Origin of the sequence: Streptomyces sp. NBC_01314, assembly GCF_041435215.1 — a bacterium.
Taxonomy (GTDB): domain Bacteria; phylum Actinomycetota; class Actinomycetes; order Streptomycetales; family Streptomycetaceae; genus Streptomyces.
Genome location: NZ_CP108394.1, coordinates 3,904,772 through 3,924,580, shown reverse-complemented (window position 1 = coordinate 3,924,580; position 19,809 = coordinate 3,904,772). Strand labels below are relative to the sequence as shown.

The 19,809-nt window shown below is 69.6% G+C and carries 18 protein-coding genes; 7 read left to right on the top strand and 11 right to left on the bottom strand.

Annotated features, from left to right (window positions below):
• Nucleotides 1-60 precede the first annotated feature (60 nt).
• Complete coding sequence (sodX, locus tag OG622_RS17090) at nt 61-495, top strand: nickel-type superoxide dismutase maturation protease (RefSeq protein ID WP_037696611.1); 435 nt, start codon at nt 61-63, stop codon at nt 493-495.
• Here the strand turns inward: sodX and OG622_RS17085 are convergent.
• Nucleotides 399-1,028 carry an ABATE domain-containing protein gene (locus OG622_RS17085; protein WP_371576946.1) on the bottom strand — a complete coding sequence of 210 codons (630 nt, stop codon included), beginning with the start codon at nt 1,026-1,028 and terminating at the stop codon, nt 399-401. The genes sodX and OG622_RS17085 overlap by 97 nt on opposite strands.
• Nucleotides 1,029-1,144: 116 nt before the next feature.
• On the opposite strand from OG622_RS17085, the gene OG622_RS17080 reads away from it, so the two are divergent.
• Nucleotides 1,145-1,903: a trans-aconitate 2-methyltransferase gene (locus OG622_RS17080; protein WP_371576945.1), complete on the top strand. Its 759-nt coding sequence runs from the start codon at nt 1,145-1,147 to the stop codon at nt 1,901-1,903.
• Nucleotides 1,904-1,993: 90 nt separating this feature from the next.
• Here the strand turns inward: OG622_RS17080 and OG622_RS17075 are convergent, their stop codons facing one another.
• Genes OG622_RS17075 through OG622_RS17065 form a run of 3 tightly spaced genes read right to left on the bottom strand, consistent with a single transcriptional unit; the run spans nt 1,994 to nt 4,695 of the window.
• Complete coding sequence (locus tag OG622_RS17075) at nt 1,994-2,755, bottom strand: amino acid ABC transporter ATP-binding protein (protein WP_371576944.1); 762 nt, start codon at nt 2,753-2,755, stop codon at nt 1,994-1,996.
• Nucleotides 2,752-3,693 (bottom strand): amino acid ABC transporter permease, encoded by a 942-nt coding sequence (locus OG622_RS17070; protein WP_371576943.1) that lies wholly within the window; start codon nt 3,691-3,693, stop codon nt 2,752-2,754. The genes OG622_RS17075 and OG622_RS17070 overlap by 4 nt, the downstream gene beginning before the upstream one ends.
• Nucleotides 3,694-3,729: 36 nt before the next feature.
• Entirely contained in the window at nt 3,730-4,695 is a 966-nt protein-coding gene (locus OG622_RS17065) for an ABC transporter substrate-binding protein (protein ID WP_371576942.1), read from the bottom strand.
• A gap of 609 nt (nt 4,696-5,304) precedes the next feature.
• On the opposite strand from OG622_RS17065, the gene OG622_RS17060 reads away from it, so the two are divergent.
• From OG622_RS17060 to OG622_RS17045, 4 genes are all read left to right on the top strand, one after another.
• Nucleotides 5,305-6,546, top strand: a complete 1,242-nt coding sequence (locus OG622_RS17060) for an NADP-dependent malic enzyme (protein ID WP_371576941.1) — start codon at nt 5,305-5,307, stop codon at nt 6,544-6,546.
• A gap of 375 nt (nt 6,547-6,921) precedes the next feature.
• Nucleotides 6,922-7,887, top strand: coding sequence for a zinc-binding dehydrogenase (locus OG622_RS17055; protein ID WP_371576940.1), 966 nt, complete (start codon nt 6,922-6,924; stop codon nt 7,885-7,887).
• A gap of 103 nt (nt 7,888-7,990) precedes the next feature.
• Nucleotides 7,991-8,200: a helix-turn-helix domain-containing protein gene (locus tag OG622_RS17050; protein WP_007384656.1), complete on the top strand. Its 210-nt coding sequence runs from the start codon at nt 7,991-7,993 to the stop codon at nt 8,198-8,200.
• A complete protein-coding gene (locus OG622_RS17045) occupies nt 8,200-8,781 on the top strand; it encodes a Clp protease N-terminal domain-containing protein (protein ID WP_371576939.1) in 582 nt (193 codons plus the stop codon). Before OG622_RS17050 ends, OG622_RS17045 begins: the two co-directional genes overlap by 1 nt.
• A 208-nt stretch (nt 8,782-8,989) precedes the next feature.
• On the opposite strand, the gene OG622_RS17040 is transcribed toward OG622_RS17045, so the two are convergent.
• Both OG622_RS17040 and OG622_RS17035 read right to left on the bottom strand, forming a co-directional pair.
• A complete protein-coding gene (locus OG622_RS17040) occupies nt 8,990-10,204 on the bottom strand; it encodes a helix-turn-helix transcriptional regulator (protein WP_371576938.1) in 1,215 nt (404 codons plus the stop codon).
• 1 nt (nt 10,205) lies between these two features.
• On the bottom strand, nt 10,206-11,177 hold the full coding sequence (locus tag OG622_RS17035; RefSeq protein WP_371576937.1) for a DUF4097 domain-containing protein: 972 nt from the start codon (nt 11,175-11,177) through the stop codon (nt 10,206-10,208).
• Between the two features lie 233 nt (nt 11,178-11,410).
• On the opposite strand from OG622_RS17035, the gene OG622_RS17030 reads away from it, so the two are divergent.
• Nucleotides 11,411-12,262, top strand: coding sequence for a hypothetical protein (locus tag OG622_RS17030; RefSeq protein WP_371576936.1), 852 nt, complete (start codon nt 11,411-11,413; stop codon nt 12,260-12,262).
• Nucleotides 12,263-12,298: 36 nt separating this feature from the next.
• Here OG622_RS17030 and OG622_RS17025 read toward each other — a convergent pair whose 3' ends face one another.
• From OG622_RS17025 to OG622_RS17005, 5 genes are all read right to left on the bottom strand, one after another.
• Nucleotides 12,299-12,481, bottom strand: a complete 183-nt coding sequence (locus OG622_RS17025; protein WP_003961784.1) for a DUF6104 family protein — start codon at nt 12,479-12,481, stop codon at nt 12,299-12,301.
• 85 nt (nt 12,482-12,566) lie between these two features.
• Entirely contained in the window at nt 12,567-16,349 is a 3,783-nt protein-coding gene (locus OG622_RS17020; protein WP_371576935.1) for a multifunctional oxoglutarate decarboxylase/oxoglutarate dehydrogenase thiamine pyrophosphate-binding subunit/dihydrolipoyllysine-residue succinyltransferase subunit, read from the bottom strand.
• Nucleotides 16,350-17,048: 699 nt separating this feature from the next.
• Nucleotides 17,049-18,200 carry a sensor histidine kinase gene (locus OG622_RS17015; protein ID WP_371576934.1) on the bottom strand — a complete coding sequence of 384 codons (1,152 nt, stop codon included), beginning with the start codon at nt 18,198-18,200 and terminating at the stop codon, nt 17,049-17,051.
• A 65-nt stretch (nt 18,201-18,265) separates the two neighbouring features.
• Nucleotides 18,266-19,003, bottom strand: a complete 738-nt coding sequence (locus tag OG622_RS17010) for a response regulator transcription factor (RefSeq protein WP_326577558.1) — start codon at nt 19,001-19,003, stop codon at nt 18,266-18,268.
• Nucleotides 19,004-19,134: 131 nt separating this feature from the next.
• Nucleotides 19,135-19,809, bottom strand: coding sequence for a spermidine synthase (locus tag OG622_RS17005; RefSeq protein WP_371576933.1), 675 nt, complete (start codon nt 19,807-19,809; stop codon nt 19,135-19,137).

The following is a 19,809-nucleotide window of genomic DNA, read 5'->3' as shown; positions in this document are numbered from 1 at the left end:
GGACAAAAGTCCGGGGTCAGACTGGGACTGGTGGAGGAACGAACCGGGGAGGTGCCGGGGATGCCGGAGCTGTCGCAGGAGAGTGAGCGGGGGAGGGCCCTCCTGCCCTTCGGGGTGGCCGAGGTCACAGGACCGTCCATGGTTCCGACGCTGCGTCACGGGGACCAGTTGCTCGTCCACTACGGGGCCCGCCTCGGGGTCGGTGACGTGCTGGTGCTGCGCCACCCCTTCCAGCAGGACCTGCTCGTGGTCAAGCGGATCGCCGAGCGGCGCGACGGCGGCTGGTGGGTGCTCGGGGACAACACGTACGCGGGTGGGGACAGCACCGACTACGGGGTCGTGCCCGACGAACTCGTACTCGGCAAGGTCCGGTTCCGGTACCGGCCCCGGCCGGACGGTCAGCGTTCGCCGTTCGCGCTCGCCCGCTGGGCGCTCTCGGCCGCCCGGCCCGTGCTCGGCGACCGGTCCGCCTCCAGGCGTTTGCGGGCCCGGTAGGCCGCCACGTTGGCGCGGGTCGCGCAGCGGTCCGAGCAGTAGCGCCGGGAGCGGTTGGTGGAGGTGTCGAGGTAGGCGTTGCGGCACGGCGCCGCCTCGCACAGGCCGAGCCGGTCCACGCCGTACTCGGTGAGGTGGAAGGCCAGGCCCATCGCCGCGATCGCCGCGTAGCCCGCCGTCACGTTCGAGGGGTGGTCCGCCAGGTGCATGTGCCACAGCGGGCGGCCGTCGTCGTCCCGGAAGTCGTGACCGGAGATCTGCGGGTTCACCGGGAACTCCAGCAGCAGCGAGTTCAGCAGGTCCACGGCGAGGGTCTCGTCGCCGTCGTTCGCCGCCTCGAAGACCGAGCGCAGCCGGGCCCGCACCGACCGGAACCGGGTGACATCGGCGTCCGTCGCCCGCCGTGCCGCCTGCCGGCTGGGCCCGAAGAGGTCGCGGACGGCGTCGACCGAGGTGAGCGTGTCCTTGCCCCGCACCGGCTCCTCGGTGTTGACGAGGCGTACGGCGTAGTCCGAGTAATGGGCCAGTTCCACTTGTAGTCCTTACGGGGGCGCTCTATTGTCGTCGTGCGGGACAGGTAATGGCTGCTCGTACATACAGGGTATTACGTGGCGAGCGGATGAAGCGGTACGCGGAGGAAAGGGACCTCATGACCACCACGGCCGGAACCGACTGGCATGCCTGGCAGGAGAGCTGGGACCGGCAGCAGGAGTGGTACCTGCCGGACCGTGAGGAGCGGTTCCGGGTGATGCTGGACATGGTCGAGGCCTTCGCCGGCCCCGAGCCCCGCGTCCTCGACCTCGCCTGCGGCACGGGTTCCATCACGTCCAGACTGTTCGCGCGGTTCCCGAAGGCCGTCAGCACCGGAGTGGACCTCGACCCCGCACTCCTCACCATCGCCGAGGGCACGTTCGAGGGCGACCGGCGGGTCACCTTCGTCACCGCCGACCTCACCGACCCCGACTGGACGACGCGGCTGCCGTACGACTCGTACGACGCCGTCCTGACGGCGACAGCCCTGCACTGGCTGCACAGTGAACCCCTCGCCGCTCTCTACGGTCAGGTCGCGGAGCTCGTCCGCGACGGCGGTGTCTTCATGAACGCGGACCACATGATCGACGAGACGACGCCCCGGATCAACGCGGCGGAGCGCGCTCACCGTCACGCGGGTATGGAACAAGCCAAGGCGGACGGCGTCGTCGACTGGGCCGAATGGTGGCAGCTCGCCGCCCAGGACCCCGTGCTCGCCGCGCCGACGGCCCGCCGTTTCGAGATCTACGGGGAGCACGCCGACGGTGACGTCCAGAGCGTCGGCTGGCACGCCCGCGTCCTGCGCGAGCAGGGCTTCGCCGAGGCCCGCGCGGTGTGGAGCTCGCCCTCCGACTCGCTGGTGCTGGCGGTGAAGTAGGGCGCCGCGCGCACCCGCACCCGAGCAACAACACGAGTAAGGGGCGGTACGGGATTCCGTACCGCCCCTTACTCGTGTCGCGCCGCCGCTCTACAGCACCTTGGAAAGGAACGACTGGGTGCGCTCCTCCTGAGGGTTGGTCAGCACGTCACGGGGATTGCCGGACTCGACCACCACACCGTCGTCCATGAAGACCAGGCTGTCGCCGACCTCGCGGGCGAAGCCCATCTCGTGGGTGACGACGACCATGGTCATGCCGGACTCGGCCAGGTCGCGCATGACGTCGAGGACGTCGCCGACGAGCTCCGGGTCGAGCGCCGAGGTCGGCTCGTCGAAGAGCATCAGCTTCGGCTCCATGGCCAGCGCGCGGGCGATGGCCACGCGCTGCTGCTGGCCGCCGGAGAGCTGCGACGGGTAGTTGCCCGCCTTGTCGCCGAGACCGACGCGCTCCAGCAACTCGCGGGCGCGGTCGCGGGCCTGGGCCCTGCTGACGCCCTTGACCTGGACCGGCGCCTCCATGACGTTCTCCGCGGCCGTCATGTGCGGGAACAGGTTGAAGCGCTGGAACACCATGCCGATGTCACGGCGCTTGACCGCGACCTCGCTGTCCTTGAGCTCGTACAGCTTGTCGCCCTTCTGGCGGTAGCCGACGAGCTCGCCGTCGACGTACAGCCGTCCGGAGTTGATCTTCTCCAGGTGGTTGATGCACCTGAGGAACGTGCTCTTGCCGGAGCCGGACGGGCCGATGAGGCAGAACACCTCGCCCGTCTGCACCTCCAGGTCGATGCCCTTGAGGACCTCGACGGGGCCGAACGACTTGTGGATGCCCTCGGCCTTCACCATGGCGGTCATGCCGAGACTCCCTTCGGGCGGCGCACGGGCAGCACGGCCGACTTGAAACGCTGCATCGGTGTCGGCGGCAGGGTCCGCGAGGAGCCCTTCGCGTAGTACCTCTCCAGGTAGTACTGCCCGACGCTGAAGATGCTGGTCAGGATCAGGTACCACGCGGCGGCGAGGAACAGCATCTCCACGGTGGAGCCGGAGCCCTGGCCGATGTCCTGGGCCGCCTTGAGCAGATCCACGTACTGCACCGTCGAGACGAGCGACGTGGTCTTCAGCATGTTGATGACCTCGTTGCCCGTGGGCGGCACGATCACGCGCATCGCCTGCGGGATGACGACCCGGCGCAGGGTCTTGGAGTGGCTCATGCCGAGCGCGTGCGACGCCTCGGTCTGGCCCTCGTCGACCGACAGCAGCCCTGCGCGGCAGATCTCCGCCATGTACGCGGCCTCGTTGAGGCCGAGGCCGAGCAGCGCCGTCAGCAGCGGCGTCATGAACGAGGACCAGTAGTCCTTGTAGATCGGGCCGAGGTTGATGTACTCGAACACCAGGCCGAGGTTGAACCAGACGAAGAGCTGGACCAGGACCGGTGTGCCGCGGAAGAACCAGATGTAGAACCACGCGATCGACGAGGTCACCGGGTTCCTGGACAGCCGCATCACGGCGAGCAGGACGCCGCCGACGATGCCGATCACCATGGACACCACGGTGAGCAGGAGGGTGTTCAGGACACCCTCGATGATGCGGTCGTCGAAGAAGTAGTCGGGGATCGCGCCCCAGTTGATCTTCTTTGCCTGCGCGAACGCGTAGATGATCGAGCCGAGGAGAGCGAGCGCGATGGCCGCGGACACATAGCGCCCCGGGTGCCGGACCGGAACGGCCTTGAGGGCCTCCGGACCGGCGGGGGGAGTGTCCGAGGGACCGTCCGTCTTGCTGACGTCAACAGTCACGGGTGGAGCCTTTGCCTTTCAGAACCGAGCCGAGATTCAGGAGCCGCCGTTGACCTTGGCCTCGGTGATCGCGCCGTCCTCGACGCCCCACTTCTTGATGATCTTCTCGTACTCGCCGCTGTCGATGATCGCCTGGACGGCGGCCTGCAGCGCGTCACGCAGCTCGGTGTTGTCCTTGCCGACGGCGATGCCGTACGGGCCGGCCTCGACCTGGTCGCCGACGATCTCGAAGTAGTCGCCGCCGCCCGAGGTCTTCACCGAGTACGCGGCGACCGGGTAGTCGGCGGAGACGACGTCCGCGCCCTTGGAACGCATCCGGGTCTCGGCCTCGGGGTTGGTGGCGAAGTCCTCGATCTTGAGCGCCTTGCCGCCGTCCTTCTTGCACTTCGCCGCCTGGTCCTTGGCGAGGTCGTGCGAGAACGTGTTGCGCTGCACGGCGATCGTCTTGCCGCAGAGGTCGTCCCAGGTCTTGATGGACTGGTCGTCGCCCTTGTTGGTGTACAGCGAGACACCCGCGGTGAAGTAGTCGACGAAGTCGACGCCGGCGCCGACCTTCTTGCCGGTGTCGGCGTCGATGCCCTCCTGGCGGTTCTTGGTGTCGGTCATGGCCGACATCGCGATGTCGTACCGGTTGGCCGCCAGACCACCGATGAGGGTGTCGAAGGTGGCGTTCTGGAACTTGAAGTCCACGCCGAGCTGCTTGCCCATCGCCGCGGCGATGTCGAGGTCGATGCCGACGACCTTGCCGGACTCGTCCTTGTATTCCACCGGGGCGTACGCGATGTCCGAACCGACGTTGATCACGCCCTTGTCCCGGACGGCCGCGGGAAGCTTGTCGGCCAGCGGGGCCGCGCTGGTGGAGGCGGTCTCGGAACCGTCGTCCTTGCTCTTGGTCTGGTCACCGCAGCCGGTGAGCAGTAGGGCGCCCGCGACCGCGATCGCTCCGACAGCGGCTGTACGGGAACGCAGGCCGGTCGTACGACAGGTGGTGCTTGCGGTCATGGTGGGTTCCTCCGGCGGGGTGGTGTGGAGTTGCCGACAGGTCGACGATTAACACGCGTCTTCGAGTGTGGCGACCTCGTGTGATTACGGCATCTTGCCATTCGGGCATGTGCATTCAGATGACCAGCCATGTCAAAATCGGATAACGGGTGATCCCCGAATGACCCACGAACCGCCGCGGACCACGTGATCACACCGGATCCTGTGCGGGAAACTCTCCTTCCCACCGGAAGATCTTCGGCGCATCTCAGGATGCGGTCGACCGCGAACTCCGCACACGTAGCCGTACATGACTTGTCGTGATGTGGCCCGACTTGTCCCGTCATCCGTCGATGAGTCGAACGATCCATGATCGTCTTCAAATGACCTTCGAGTTGTGACCTTCGAGGTATGAGGACGTGTGGACTCGTCGTCGGTACCGTCCGTCCGGTAAGAAGGTTCCTCACACCCCTCATCCGGGGCCCAGGGCGCGTGTGCGGCGCGCCCGTCGCGTCCGAGCCCGCAGGCGTCGCCGTACGTACCGGTGACCTGGGCCTTACGCGGTGCCCGCCCGCTCCCGAACCGGGAGAGGTACACCCTCAAACCATGAAGACCTAAGGGGTAAACAAAGTGGCAGCGGAGATTGTCAATCCTCGCACCGGCAGCGGCGACGGCAGTACGGGCCAGGAGGGCGGCGGGGAGCCTCTCAATTCCCTCGACTCCATCGACCCCGCCTTCGCGCTGCACCGCGGCGGCAAGATGGCCGTGCAGGCCACCGTGCCGATCCGTGACAAGGACGACCTGTCCCTCGCCTACACGCCCGGCGTCGCGCGGGTGTGCACCGCCATCGCCGAGCAGCCCGACCTGGTCAACGACTACACCTGGAAGTCGTCGGTCGTCGCCGTCGTGACGGACGGTACGGCGGTCCTCGGCCTCGGCGACATCGGCCCCGAGGCCTCCCTCCCCGTGATGGAGGGCAAGGCGATCCTGTTCAAGCAGTTCGGCGGCGTCGACGCGGTGCCGATCGCGCTCGCCTGCACGGACGTCGACGAGATCATCGAGACCGTGGTCCGCCTCGCGCCCTCCTTCGGTGGCGTGAACCTGGAGGACATCTCCGCCCCCCGCTGCTTCGAGATCGAGAAGCGGCTCCAGGAAGCCCTCGACATCCCGGTCTTCCACGACGACCAGCACGGCACGGCGGTCGTGACGCTGGCGGCGCTGCGGAACGCGGCGAAGCTGACCGGCCGCGGGCTGGGCGATCTGCGGGCCGTGATCTCGGGTGCGGGCGCGGCCGGTGTGGCCATCGCGAAGATGCTGCTGGAGGCCGGCCTCGGCGACGTCGCGGTCGCCGACCGCAAGGGCATCGTCTCCGCGGACCGCGAGGACCTCACCCCGGTCAAGCGCGAGCTCGCCGAGCTCACCAACAAGGCCGGACTCTCGGGCTCCCTGGAGGACGCCCTCGCGGGCGCGGACGTCTTCATCGGCGTCTCCGGCGGTACGGTCCCGGAGCAGGCGGTGGCCTCGATGGCGGAGAACGCGTTCGTCTTCGCCATGGCCAACCCCAACCCCGAGGTGCACCCGGACGTCGCCCACAAGTACGCGGCCGTCGTCGCGACCGGGCGCTCCGACTACCCGAACCAGATCAACAACGTCCTCGCCTTCCCGGGGATCTTCGCGGGCGCTCTCCAGGTGCGGGCCTCCCGGATCACCGAGGGCATGAAGATCGCGGCTGCCGAGGCGCTGGCGGCGGTCGTCGGGGACGACCTCGCCGCGGACTACGTCATCCCGTCGCCCTTCGACGAGCGGGTCGCTCCGGCGGTCACCGCGGCGGTTGCCGCGGCTGCTCGGGCGGAGGGTGTGGCTCGGCGTTGATGTCTGGGGCGGTGTGGGGTGGTTTTTCGCCCCCGCCGCCCCTACCCATTCCCATCCCCAGGGGCTGTGCCCCTTCGCCCCCCCGGCCTCATAGCTCGGGGGGTCGGGTGCGTTGGCGGGTGCGGGTGAGTTGTGGTTGCTCGCGCAGTTCCCCGCGCCCCTTGAGGGCCTACGGCTCCTCGGGGGCGAAAAGCGCGGGGCGCAGCCGCTGCTTTGAGGGGCGCGGGGAACTGCGCGAGAAGCCCCACCGGGCCCGCGCACCCGCCGACGAACCCCACCCCAGAGCTATCGGGCGCCGAGGCCGATCTGGGACGGGACGCGTGTCACAGTGGTGTTCGGTTCCATCGCCCCCGGCGTCCCCCTATGGTCAGGCGCATGTTCGCTGCCTATGCCGCCCGCATCGACCGTGACCAACCGCTCAACGGACTGGAGTTGGGCGACCGCCCGGCCCCGGAAGCGAGGCCCGGCTGGACGACCGTGAAGGTGAAGGCCGCCTCGCTGAACCACCACGACCTGTGGTCCCTGCGCGGGGTGGGCCTCGCGGAGGACAAGCTGCCCATGATCCTCGGCTGTGACGCCGCCGGCGTCGACGAGAACGGCAACGAGGTCGTCCTGCACTCGGTGATCGGTCAGACCGGCCACGGCGTCGGCCCCGAGGAACCCCGCTCGATCCTCACCGAGCGCTACCAGGGCACCTTCGCCGAACTCGTCTCCGTCCCGACCTGGAACGTGCTCCCCAAGCCCGCGGAACTCTCCTTCGAGGAGGCCGCCTGCCTGCCCACTGCCTGGCTGACCGCCTACCGCATGCTCTTCACCAACGCGGGCGTACGCCCCGGCGACTCCGTCCTCGTCCAGGGCGCCGGCGGCGGTGTCGCCACGGCCGCGATCGTGCTGGGCAAGGCGGCCGGACTGCGGATGTTCGCCACCAGCCGGGACGAGGCCAAGCGCAAGCGGGCCCTGGAACTGGGCGCGGTGGAGGCCCTGGAGTCGGGGGCGCGGCTGTCGCAGCGCGTCGATGCGGTCATCGAGACCGTCGGCGCCGCCACCTGGTCCCACTCGGTGAAGTCGCTGCGCCCCGGCGGCAGTCTCGTCATCTCGGGCGCCACCAGCGGCGACCGCCCCTCCCACGCCGAACTGACCCGCATCTTCTTCCTCGAACTCAAGGTCGTCGGCTCCACCATGGGCACCAAGGACGAACTGGAGGATCTGCTCTCCTTCTGCGCCGCGACCGGCGTCCGCCCCGTCATCGACGAGGTACTGCCACTGGACCGCGCCCGCGAGGGCTTCGAACGCCTGGCAGCGGGCGACCAGTTCGGCAAGATCGTGCTCACCAGCCCCTGACGGACTCTGTCGAGACGACGACGGCCGGCCCGGTTCTCCGGGTCGGCCGTCGTCATGTCAACCGGGGTTGACGAGGTCCGCGATGTCAACGTAAGTTGACATCATGACCGAAGCAACGGATCTCGCCGAGCGCGCGGGCGATCGCGACCCCCGGGTCGGGCTGCGGGCCGTCGCCGCGCTGCGGAGGCTGCTGGAGCAGCTGGAGTCGGTGCAGGTGCGCAGCGCGCGCAATCAGGGCTGGTCGTGGCAGGAGATCGCCGCGGAACTCGGAGTGAGCAGGCAGGCCGTGCACAAGAAGTACGGGAGGCATTGATGTTCGAACGGTTCACGAAAGATGCCCGAGCCGTGGTCCTGGGCGCGGTCGGCCACGCCGAACGCACCCACGCCAGGGAGGTGACCGAGGAGCACCTCCTCCTCTCCCTGCTGGACCGCAGAGCCAGCCGCGCCTCGTTCGCCCTGGCCGCGCTGGGGCTCACCGAGACCGACCGCCGGGACTCCGTGGAGCGGGCCCTCGCCGAGGCCCGCCGCCGGGGCGGCCTCTCCCGCGCCGACGTCGACGCCCTCTCCGACCTCGGCATCAACCTCTCGGAGATCGTCTCCCGAGTCGAAGAGGCTCACGGGGTGGGGGCGTTGGAGTCGGACCGGAAGGGCGCCAGGAGCGGCTGGGGGCTTCGCTCCGGCCACCGCCCGTTCACCCGCGACGCCAAGGACGTCCTCACCCGCTCCCTCCGCACCGCCCACGCCCACCGCGACCGACACATCGGCGACGAACACCTGCTCCTCGCCCTCACCGTCCGCCCCGGCGTCCCGGCCGAGGTCCTCGCGGACCACGGGGTGACGCACGAGGCGCTGGAGCGGGTTCTGTACGGGGCGGGGGAGGCCCAGGCGGGGTGAGTGGGCCGGGGTGTGGGCGGGGGTCTTCTCCCACGTTGGGGTGCGGATCCGGATCCGCACCCGGTGTCGGGTTCGGGGTGGGGGCGAACGTGCGTCGCGGGCTGCTCGTTCGTCGTGGCTTGTCGCGCCCACGCTGCCGAGCCGCACATCGGCACAGCCCCGCCCCTGACGGGGCGGTGGCTCTGACAGGGCTGCGCCCCTTTCCGGCTCAGTCTTTGGCTGTCCGCAGCACCCCTGCGATGTGTGCCGCCGCTGTCGACAGGTGATGGCGGGCGTCTCGGAGTTGGGGCTCGGTCACGCCGTGGTCGCGGGCCGCGTCGCGGATTTCGTCGCGGAAGCGGTCCAGGAGGCGGTCGAGGTCGCGGGCCGGGTCGCCGGTGGGGGGCTCGTGCACCCAGGCGGGCTCGTAGTCGGCCGGGAACTCCTCGGGAGTGGCCGAGTACTCGGGCTCCCCGACACCGGTCCGGGTCGCGGTCCTGCTCCCGGCGGCGGAACCGGCCGAGGCCCCAGCGCCCGTGCCTGTACCTGTGCCTGTACTCGCGCCGGTCGCCGTTCCCGTTCCCGTTCCAGTTCCCGTTCCTGAGGGCGTATCGGTCGCCGTACCGCCCTTCGTGTCGGCGGCTTCCGAGCCGGATTCCGCCTCCGTGCGCCCGAAGCCGAAGTCCTTGCCGAACTCCTTTCCGAAGTCCTTCCCGAACTCGCCGAACTCCTTGGCCAGCTCGGTCAGCCCCTCCCGCACGCCCGTCGGCCAGTCGCCCCGCGTGAAGTGGTCCTGGACATGGTCCTGAACGCGCTTGGCGATGCGCTGCAGCTCCTCCTGAGCCTGCGTGCGGGCATGCTCCTGAGCCTCCTTGGCCTGGCGGCGGGCGCGTTGGGCCTCCTCGCGGGCGCGTCGGCTCTCGTCCTTCGCGCGGCGGGCCTGTTCCTTCCACTCCTGCTTGACGCGGCGCATCTCCTCCTTCGCAGCGCGCCAGGACTCGTTGTCGGCGTACCCCCCGAACGGCCCCTGCTCCCCGTCGCCCGTGCCGCCGCCCCTGCGGGCCTCGGAGGCGGCCGCCCGCATCTCGCGGCGCAGGTCGCCCGCCGCTCCCCGTACGTCGGCCCGGATCTCGGCGGCCAGCTCCACCACCGACTCGCGGATCTCCAGCTCCAGATCAGCCAACTCGCCGCTGCGGTCGGCCAGTTCGGCGCGGCCCGCGTCCGTGATGGCGTACACCTTGCGGCCGCCCTCGGTGGTGTGGGTGACCAGGCCCTCTGCCTCCAGCTTGGCCAGGCGGGGGTAGACGGTGCCGGCCGAGGGTGCGTACAGGCCCTGGAAGCGCTCCTCCAGCAGCCGGATCACCTCGTAGCCGTGGCGTGGCGCCTCGTCCAGCAGCTTCAGCAGATACAGCCGCAGGCGCCCGTGGGCGAAGACGGGAGGCATGTCAGAGCACCTTCTTGTCGGTCGTGCGGTCGGTTGTGCCGGGTGAGGGGGGCGGCGGAGCGCTTGACGGGGCGCCGGGCGCACTGCCCGGTTTCCCGCCCGGTTCTCTTCCCGCGCTCAGTCCCGAGCCCTCGCTGCCCGGCTGCTCGTCCCGCGGTTCGTCCTCCGCCGGGGGCCGACGCAGGAGGGCGATGGAGCCGGAGACGGAGGTGGCCTTGAGGCGGCCGTTGCCCGTGCCGAGGCGGCCGGTGACCTTGTGGGCGCCCCAGGGGCCGCTGACGCGGAGGTCTTCGAAGGCGTTGGAGATGGTGCCGCCGGCGGTGTTGGCCTCGACCTCGGCGTCGGTGGGGTGGGGGAGGCGGATGGCGATCTCGCCGGAGACGCTGGTGAGGCCGACGTCGGTGGGGCCGCCCGTGGGGTCGAGGTCGAGGATGATGGAGCCGCTCACCGAGTCGGCCTTCACGGTGGGGCAGGAGCCCTCTATGACGGTCAGGTCGCCGGAGACGGAGCTGAGTCGCAGGTCGCCCGTGAGGGCCTGCGCCTCCACGTTCCCCGAGACCGTCGTGGCGCGTACCGGGCCCGACAGGCCGACCAGGGTGGTGTCGCCCGAGATGCCCTTCACCTCCGTACGCCCGTCCAGCCCGGACACGACGGCCGTGGCGCCGACCACGCCCACCTCGACACGGGTGCCCGTCGGGACGGCGAGGGAGATCAGTGCGCTGCGGCGCCAGCCCTTCCGGTCGAGCCACTTCAGGAAGCCCTTCCAGGGCAGGTCGTCGTAGGCCACGGTCAGTGTGCCGTCCTTCTGCGTCACCGTCAGGGGTGGCCCCTCGACGTGGGACACCTCCAGACGGGCGGAACCCTCGTCGGTGCCCACCACGTTGACCGTTCCGTTGACGACTCGCACATGCAGTGCCGTCACCGGTTCGTCGAACGTGAGCTTCCGCGGCTCGGCGACGGACCACTCGGACATGGTGCTGACCTCCTCGACAGACCCGACAGGACGGAACACGGCGCACACACGACACGCCACGCAACACGTCACGCACGCCACACATGCAACGCGCACACGGCACTCCGTACGAGCCGCACGCGCACTATCGCGTTTCCGTAATTCACGATATATCGCGGTCACGGAAAGTCAAGACACCCATTCTGGTGATCTCACAGGGATGCACGGGGGCAAATCGGCCTAGCGTGGGGTACATGTCGACGGAACGCTCCCAGGGATCCCGTGCCCCCCGGCCCACACCTACCCCCGGCGCGCTCCTGCTCTGCCGGGCGGATCCCGACGCCGTCGCCCCCGTCGCCCAGCTGCTCCGCGAGCGCATGCTGCTCACCCCGGCCGGCCCGGAGTGGACCGCGCTGGTGCCCGAGGGAAAGCCCTGGCTGCACGGCGCGGAACCCGTCGATCGGGTCCTCACCGGCTGGGCGACCGCACTGGCCGTCGGCGTCCCCTGGCCCGTGCTCGCCCTCTGGTGGGACGCCGACCGCGGCGGTTACACCCTCGCCGCGGGTTTCCGCCGCACCGTCGGCTATGTATGGCTCGCGAACGGCACCCCGGCAGGCGAGGACGAGGCGATGCGCACGTTCACCGCCCGTCTGGGCCTGGACCCGGTCCTCGACGCGCAGTCCCTCGACGCCCTCACGAAGCCCGACCCGGCTGCGGACTTCCGGACCCGTCTGCTGGGTCTCCTCGCCGTCCTCACCCGTGCGGGAGTCACGCTCCCCGCCGGCCTCACCCCGGGCGAACCCGCGGACCGTCTCCGCGAGGTCGCCCGCGTCCAGCCCGGCGTCCAGCGCATCGAGTGGACCGGCTGGCGCGGGGCGGTCCGCACGGAACTCGATACCCTCGAACGCGGCCGCCTCGGCCCCTGGCTTCCCTGGGCCGGCACCCCCAGAGCCCGCGCCCTGGCCACCGCCCAACTCCTCGCGGGCCTACCGCTCACGGTCTGGGGCCTGCACCGCCGAAGCGCGGGCTGGCTCACCGCCGGCGGTCTTCTGATCGCCCACGGCGCCGTCGGCCTGCTGTACGACCTGGCCCACCCGCGCGACTGACCGTCCCCGGCCCCCTCAAGACCCTTCTCGGGGTGGCTACTCGTCCTCGTCCTCGTCGTCCAGCCGCGCCAGCCATGTCGCCAGCCGCTCCACCGGCACCTCGAAGTCCGGGTTCAGGTCGACGAACGTCCGCAGCTGCTCGGCCAGCCACTCGAAGGTGACCTCCTCCTCGCCGCGCCGCTTCTCCAGTTCCTCGATGCCACGGTCCGTGAAGTACATGGGTCAAGGATAAGTGCGCAGAAACGGCCGGGCCGCACTCCCTGAGAGGGGGTGCGGCCCGGTTGCGTACCGAATTCGAGGGCTGTCAGGCCTCGAACACCTCACGCACCAACTGCTCCTGCTCGGCCTGGTGCCGCTTCGCGGAACCCACCGCCGGCGACGAGCCGTGCGGGCGGGAGATGCGGCGGAGGCGTTCGCCGTGGGGGACGTCCGCGCCGACCGCGAGGTCGAGGTGGTCGATCAGGTTGAGGGCGATGAAGGGCCAGGCGCCCTGGTTCGCCGGCTCTTCCTGGGTCCAGAGGTACTTCTCGGCGTTCGGGTACTTGTTGACCTCCGCCTGGACCTCGGCACCCGGCAGCGGGTAGAGGCGCTCGATGCGGATGATCGCCGTGTCCGTGATACCGCGCTTCTGACGCTCGCCCTCCAGGTCGTAGTAGACCTTGCCGGCGCAGAAGACGACCTTCTTCACCGCGTTCGGGTCGACCGAGCTGTCGCCGATGACCGGGCGGAACTCGCCGCTCGTGAACTCCTCCGCCTTCGACGCGGCGGCCTTGAGGCGCAGCATCGACTTCGGGGTGAAGACGACCAGCGGCTTGTGGTGCGGGTTGTGCACCTGCCACCGCAGGAGGTGGAAGTAGTTCGACGGCGAGGTCGGCATCGCGACCGTCATGTTGTTCTGCGCGCACATCTGCAGGAAGCGCTCCGGGCGGGCGGACGAGTGGTCCGGGCCCTGGCCCTCGTAGCCGTGCGGGAGCAGCAGGGTGACGCCGGAGGTCTGGCCCCACTTCTGCTCCGCCGACGAGATGAACTCGTCCACGACCGTCTGGGCGCCGTTGACGAAGTCGCCGAACTGGGCCTCCCACATCACCAGGGACTCGGGACGGGCGAGCGAGTAGCCGTACTCGAAGCCCATCGCCGCGTACTCGGAGAGCAGGGAGTTGTAGACGTTCAGCCGCGCCTGGTCCTCGGAGAGGTACATCAGCGGCGTGAACTCCTCGCCCGTCTCACGGTCGATGATCACCGCGTGACGCTGGCCGAAGGTGCCGCGCTGCGAGTCCTGGCCGGCCAGGCGGACCGGGGTGCCCTCCAGGAGGAGGGAGCCGATCGCGAGCGTCTCGCCCATGCCCCAGTCGATGGTGCCGTCCTCGACCATGGCCGCCCGGCGCTGCAGCTGCGGCAGCAGACGCGGGTGGGCGGTGATGTGGTCCGGGACGTTGACCTGGGACGCGGCGATGCGCTTGACGGTCTCCGCCGAGATCGCGGTGTTCACCGCGACCGGGAAGCCGTCCTGCGGGTCGTGGACCTCGCCGGACGTCGGCTGCGAGGTGGCCTCGCGGACCTCCGTGAAGACCTTCTCCAGCTGGCCCTGGTAGTCCTGCAGGGCCTGCTCGGCCTCTTCCAGGGTGATGTCGCCGCGACCGATCAGGGACTCGGTGTACAGCTTGCGCACCGAGCGCTTCTTGTCGATCAGGTCGTACATCAGCGGCTGGGTGAAGGCCGGGTTGTCCGACTCGTTGTGACCGCGGCGGCGGTAGCAGATGAGGTCGATCACCACGTCCTTGTTGAACGCCTGGCGGAACTCGAAGGCGAGCCGCGCGACGCGGACCACGGCCTCCGGGTCGTCGCCGTTCACGTGGAAGATCGGGGCCTCGATCATGCGCGCCACGTCCGTGGCGTACATCGAGGAACGCGAGGACTCCGGGGCGGCCGTGAAGCCGACCTGGTTGTTGATGACGATGTGGACCGTGCCGCCGGTGCGGTAGCCGCGCAGCTGCGACATGTTCAGGGTCTCGGCCACCACGCCCTGGCCCGCGAAGGCCGCGTCGCCGTGCAGGGCCACCGGCAGGACCGTGAAGTCCGTGCCGCCCTTGTTGATGATGTCCTGCTTGGCGCGGGAGACACCCTCGACGATCGGGTCGACGGCCTCCAGGTGCGAGGGGTTCGCGACCAGGCTGACCTTGATCTGCTCGCCGTCGAGGCCCGTGAAGGTGCCCTCGGCACCCAGGTGGTACTTCACGTCGCCGGAGCCGTGCATCGACTTCGGGTCGAGGTTGCCCTCGAACTCGCGGAAGATCTGGGCGTACGACTTGCCGACGATGTTCGCCAGGACGTTCAGCCGGCCGCGGTGGGCCATGCCGATGACGACCTCGTCGAGGCGGGACTCCGCCGCGCTGTCGATGACCGCGTCGAGGAGCGGGATGACCGACTCGCCGCCTTCGAGCGAGAAGCGCTTCTGGCCGACGTACTTCGTCTGCAGGAAGGTCTCGAAGGCCTCGGCCGCGTTCAGGCGGCGCAGGATGCGCAGTTGCTCCTCGCGCTCCGGCTTGCTGTGCGCGCGCTCGATGCGGTCCTGGATCCAGCGGCGCTGCTTCGGGTCCTGGATGTGCATGAACTCGACGCCGGTGGTACGGCAGTACGAGTCGCGCAGGACGCCGAGGATGTCGCGCAGCTTCATCAGGGACTTGCCGGCGAAGCCGCCGACCGCGAACTCCCGCTCCAGGTCCCACAGGGTGAGACCGTGCTCGGTGATGTCCAGGTCGGGGTGCTTGCGCTGGCGGTACTCCAGCGGGTCGGTGTCGGCCATGACGTGGCCGCGGACCCGGTAGGAGTGGATCAGCTCGAAGACCCGGGCGGCCTTGGTGACGTCGTCGTCGTGGCTGGCGTCGATGTCCTTGAGCCAGCGGACCGGCTCGTAGGGGATGCGCAGCGCCTCGAAGATCTCGTCGTAGAAGCCGTTCTCCCCGAGGAGGGAGTTGGCGACGACGCGGAGGAACTCGCCGGAGGCGGCGCCCTGGATGACCCGGTGGTCGTAGGTCGACGTGAGCGTCATGACCTTCGCGATGCCGAGCTTGTTCAGGGTGTCCTGGCTGGTGCCCTGGAACTCCGCGGGGTAGTCCATCGAGCCCACACCCATGATGACCGACTGTCCGGGCATCAGGCGGGGCACGGAGTGGACGGTGCCGAGGCCACCGGGGTTGGTCAGGGAGACCGTGACACCGGTGAAGTCGTCCATCGTCAGCTTGCCGTCGCGGGCGCGGCGGACGATGTCCTCGTAGGCCTGCCAGAACTCGAAGAAGTTCAGCGTCTCGGCCTTCTTGATGCCCGCGACGACCAGTTGACGGTCGCCGTTGGGCTTCACCAGGTCGATGGCGAGGCCGAAGTTGACGTGCGGCGGCTTGACGAGGGTGGGCTTCCCGTCCTTCTCCGCGAAGTGCCAGTTCATCGACGGCATGGCCTTGATGGCCTGCACCATCGCGTAGCCGATCAGGTGCGTGAAGGAGATCTTCCCGCCCCGGGCGCGCTTCAGGTGGTTGTTGATGACGATGCGGTTGTCGAACAGCAGCTTCACCGGGACGGCGCGCACGGACGTGGCCGTGGGCAGCTCCAGCGAGGCGTTCATGTTCTTCGCGACCGCGGCGGCGGGGCCGCGCAGCGTGATGAACTCCGCGCCCCCGGCGGACGCGGCGGGCGCGGCCTGCTTCGCGGGGGCGGCGGCCGCCGGCCTGGCGGGTGCGGCGGCCGCGGGCTTCGCGGGGGCCGGGGCCGGAGCGGCGGCGGGCTTCGGGGCAGCCTGGACGGGCGCGACCGGGGCGACGGGCGCGGCCTGGGCGGCGGGCGCCGCGGGTGTGGTTGTCGCTGCGGCCCCCGCGGCCGCAGTGCTCGCCGGAGCCGAGGCGGCAGCGGCGCCTGGCTTGTAGTCGGCGAAGAAGTCCCACCAGGCTCGGTCTACCGAGTTCGGGTCCTGGAGGTACTGCTGATAGATCTCGTCGACGAGCCACTCGTTCGGACCGAAGGCCGCGGCGGGGTTCTTACCCGCCTGGTCTGCGTCGGTGGAGATGCTCGAGTTACTGGGGGACTGTGGCGACACGGCGGCAACCGCCCTCTTCCGCTTCACAAGGTGATGGACAGCGGGAATTAAGGCTACGCCCCCGTGGCCGGGTAGGTCAGGCCGGGTCCGCTCTTCGTCGCGTAAGTCACATCGGAAAGTGTGTTTCGGGGGTGGAAATGGCGGGAAACAAGCGTGGTTCCGGTCTGGAATGGGTGTGGGGGGCATCTGCCGGGCATGCGTCGGGTGGGGCCTGCGGGTATGTGTACGCGGCCCTCTGCCTGAACGCACCTGATCACACGTGTCCGGCTGTGCGGAACTGGCGTGGATCTTGTGGCTCCGTTTCGAACTTTACGTCAACTTGGCAGAGAAGTAAGCCCCGCGAGGATGAGCGATATTCGGCAATGACGGAGGGATTCAGCCATGCGGGATGTGGGTATTGGGGGATTTTTCGCCCCCGCCGCCCCTACCCGTCCCATCCCGTCCCCGAGGGCTGCGCCCCCGGACCCCCGGCCGTGTGGGTTGGGGGGAGTGGTCGGGTGCGGGTCGCGGGTGGTTGCTCGCGCAGTTCCCCGCGCCCCTGAAAGCCCGCGGTCGCCCGTAGCCCCTGAAGGCCTGCGGTCGCCCGCGGCCCCTCAAAGTCCGTGGCCGCCCGAGGCCCTGAAAGCCGGGCTTCGCCCCGGACGCGGTCTCCGCCCCGGACGCAGTCTCCGGCCCGTACCGGCTCGGACCCGTACCGGCTCAGACCTGTACCGGGCGCTGGCCGCCCTGTGCCGGCACCCCCGGCAGGAGTACCTGGATGCGGCAGCCCTTCAAAGACTCGGCCACTCCGATGCGGCCGCCGTGGAGGTCCACGGCCCAGCGGGCGATGGCCAGGCCGAGGCCGGTGCCGCCGTCGCTGCCGGGGCCGTGGGGGGAGCTGACGGCGCCGCGGTTGAAGCGTTCGAAGACGCGGTGCCATTCGGATTCGGGGATGCCGGGGCCCTCGTCGAGGACTTCGAGGTCGAGGGACTCGGGGGTGGGGCCGCGGCGGGCCTTCACCGTGACGCGGCCGTGCGCCGGGCTGTGCTTGACCGCGTTGTCGATGAGGTTGGCGACGACCTGGTGGATGCGTTCCGGGTCGGCGTTCGCGGTGAGCTCCGGCGGGTGGACGTCCAGGTGCAGGTGGACGTCCGTGCGGGTGTGGTTGCCGGAGCCGGAGGCGATGCCGGCGCGGGCCGAGGAGACCATCTGGGCCTCCTTGAGGACGCCCGAGAGATACGGCCAGACCTCGAAGCGGCGACGGCGCAGCGGGACCACGCCGTTGTCCAGGCGGGAGAGGTCGAGCAGGGTCTCCACCAGGCGGCCCAGGCGTTCCGTCTGTTTCAGGGCCGTGCGCATCGTCTCGGGGTCGGCCCGGGTGACGCCGTCGACGATGTTCTCCAGGACCGCGCGGAGGCCGGCGATGGGCGTGCGGAGCTCGTGGGAGACGTTCGCCACGAGCTCCTTGCGCTGGCGGTCCTGTGCCTCCAGCTCGTCGGCCATGAGGTTGATCGTGTGCGCGAGGTCGCCCAGCTCGTCCCGGCGGTTCTCGCTGACCCGGCGGGTGTAGTCGCCGCGCGAGATCGACCGGGCGACCGCGTTCATCTCGTCCAGGGGGGCGGTGAGCGAATGCGCCACGAACTGCGTAATCAGGAGTGTGGCGATCATCGAGAACACCGTGATGAAGCGTAGCTCCGTCTTGGTGTGCACCGCGATCATCGACAGGCCGGTCGTGATCAGGACCGAGATGACCACGAGCGCGCCGAGCTTCGTCTTGATCGAGAAGGGACGCAGACCGCCGAGCGGTCCCGCGCCCTTCCGTGACTGCGCGCCTCCGAGATTCCGCGACCTCGGGTCACCGACTCCGCTCATGACGCCACCAGCCCTCTGTCCCTACGTGCCTGCGTATGCCCTGCGCACACGGTGTGAGCACGGGCTCAGGGGTTCGGGGTCTCCAGGGCGTACCCCACACCGTGCACCGTGCGGATCCGCTCCGCGCCGATCTTCCGCCGCAGCGCCTTGATGTGGCTGTCCACGGTCCGCGTCCCGGACGCGTCCGCCCAGTCCCAGACCTCGGCGAGCAACTGTTCGCGCGAGAGTACGGCACGCGGGGTGTTCGCGAGACATACGAGGAGGTCGAACTCGGTGGGCGTGAGGTGTACGTCCTCGCTGCGCACCCGGACGCGGCGCTGCGCGTGGTCGATCTCCAGTTCACCGAGGCGCAGGATGCCCGAGCGCGGTGTGGTGGCGGCCAGCGCGGCCCGCTCCACCCGCCGCAGCAGGACGTGCACGCGGGCGGCCAGCTCACGCATGGAGAACGGCTTGGTCATGTAGTCGTCGGCGCCGACGCCGAGCCCGACCAGCATGTCCGTCTCGTCGTCCCGGGCGGTCAGCATCAGCACGGGGACGGGCCGCTGGGCCTGGACGCGCCTGCACACCTCCAGGCCGTCGAAGCCGGGCAGCATGATGTCGAGGATCAGCAGGTCGGGCTGCCAGGCCTCCGCGGTGTCGACCGCGGCCGGCCCGTCGGACGCGGTCTGTACGACGAAACCCTCGGCGCGCAGGCGGGCCGCGATGGCGTCGACGATCGTCGGGTCGTCCTCGACCACGAGCACCCGGCGCTGTGCGCCCGGGGTCGCTGTGGTGCTGCTGTGGGTGGTGTGTGTCTGCTCCATCGCCCGCCCCTGTGTTGCTTTCCGGAATCCGTGGGGTGATCCCTTGACTACGCATGGCTGCGCATGACTGCGATTGACGCTTGAATGATCGGCGTCAGGCAAGCAGGGTACGGGCAGTCACCGCACCACGGCTATCCAGGTCGGATCGCGAGGTGCACCACGTCCGGAACTCCTCGGGCAACCGGGATCTCTTCGGTACGCACCTGTTGGAACCCGGCATTCCGCAAGGATTCCTCGAATTCCGGAGAAGGCTGCGCGGACCACACGGCAAGCACCCCACCAGGTCTCAACACCCTTGCACAGCTTGCCAATCCAGCTGGTGAGTACAGGTTTTCGTTGGTCTCGGAGACGGTCCATTCGGGTCCGTTGTCGATGTCGAGACAGAGCGCGTCGAACGTGGCGGATGTCTCATTGACGTACACGACGAGATCGGCTTCCACGATGTCCGTACGGGGGTCCGCGAGCGCTTCCGCGGACACCTCGGCCAGCGGTCCCGCGCGGTGCCACTCGATGACGGAGAGTTCGCGTTCGACAACCGTGATCGCTCCCCAGCGCGGATCCGCGGCGGCGTGTGCGAGCGAGAAGCCGACGCCCAGACCCCCGATCAGCACAGTTGGCCGAGAACGGCCGGTCAGCGCGGCTAAGGCGGCGTCGACCAGCAGCCGTTCCGAGCGCCCGTCCGAGGTGTCCATCAGAAAGCACCCGTTGGCGATGATCTGCAGCAGCTCACCGTGCCGCCGCAGCACGACCTCGCCGTAGGGGCCCTCGCGCCGGTCGATGACTTCGGGTTGGTCGGTGATGGGCAT

What these genes read in the sequence shown, in the direction of transcription:
- sodX (WP_037696611.1), top strand. Translation starts at nt 61, where the DNA reads ATGCCGGAGCTGTCGCAGGAGAGTGAGCGGGGGAGGGCCCTCCTGCCC.
- OG622_RS17080 (WP_371576945.1), top strand. Translation starts at nt 1,145, where the DNA reads ATGACCACCACGGCCGGAACCGACTGGCATGCCTGGCAGGAGAGCTGG.
- OG622_RS17075 (WP_371576944.1), bottom strand. Translation starts at nt 2,755, where the DNA reads ATGACCGCCATGGTGAAGGCCGAGGGCATCCACAAGTCGTTCGGCCCC.
- OG622_RS17065 (WP_371576942.1), bottom strand. Translation starts at nt 4,695, where the DNA reads ATGACCGCAAGCACCACCTGTCGTACGACCGGCCTGCGTTCCCGTACA.
- OG622_RS17055 (WP_371576940.1), top strand. Translation starts at nt 6,922, where the DNA reads ATGTTCGCTGCCTATGCCGCCCGCATCGACCGTGACCAACCGCTCAAC.
- OG622_RS17050 (WP_007384656.1), top strand. Translation starts at nt 7,991, where the DNA reads ATGACCGAAGCAACGGATCTCGCCGAGCGCGCGGGCGATCGCGACCCC.
- OG622_RS17045 (WP_371576939.1), top strand. Translation starts at nt 8,200, where the DNA reads ATGTTCGAACGGTTCACGAAAGATGCCCGAGCCGTGGTCCTGGGCGCG.
- OG622_RS17040 (WP_371576938.1), bottom strand. Translation starts at nt 10,204, where the DNA reads ATGCCTCCCGTCTTCGCCCACGGGCGCCTGCGGCTGTATCTGCTGAAG.
- OG622_RS17035 (WP_371576937.1), bottom strand. Translation starts at nt 11,177, where the DNA reads ATGTCCGAGTGGTCCGTCGCCGAGCCGCGGAAGCTCACGTTCGACGAA.
- OG622_RS17030 (WP_371576936.1), top strand. Translation starts at nt 11,411, where the DNA reads ATGTCGACGGAACGCTCCCAGGGATCCCGTGCCCCCCGGCCCACACCT.
- OG622_RS17025 (WP_003961784.1), bottom strand. Translation starts at nt 12,481, where the DNA reads ATGTACTTCACGGACCGTGGCATCGAGGAACTGGAGAAGCGGCGCGGC.
- OG622_RS17015 (WP_371576934.1), bottom strand. Translation starts at nt 18,200, where the DNA reads ATGAGCGGAGTCGGTGACCCGAGGTCGCGGAATCTCGGAGGCGCGCAG.
- OG622_RS17010 (WP_326577558.1), bottom strand. Translation starts at nt 19,003, where the DNA reads ATGGAGCAGACACACACCACCCACAGCAGCACCACAGCGACCCCGGGC.
- OG622_RS17005 (WP_371576933.1), bottom strand. Translation starts at nt 19,809, where the DNA reads ATGCCCATCACCGACCAACCCGAAGTCATCGACCGGCGCGAGGGCCCC.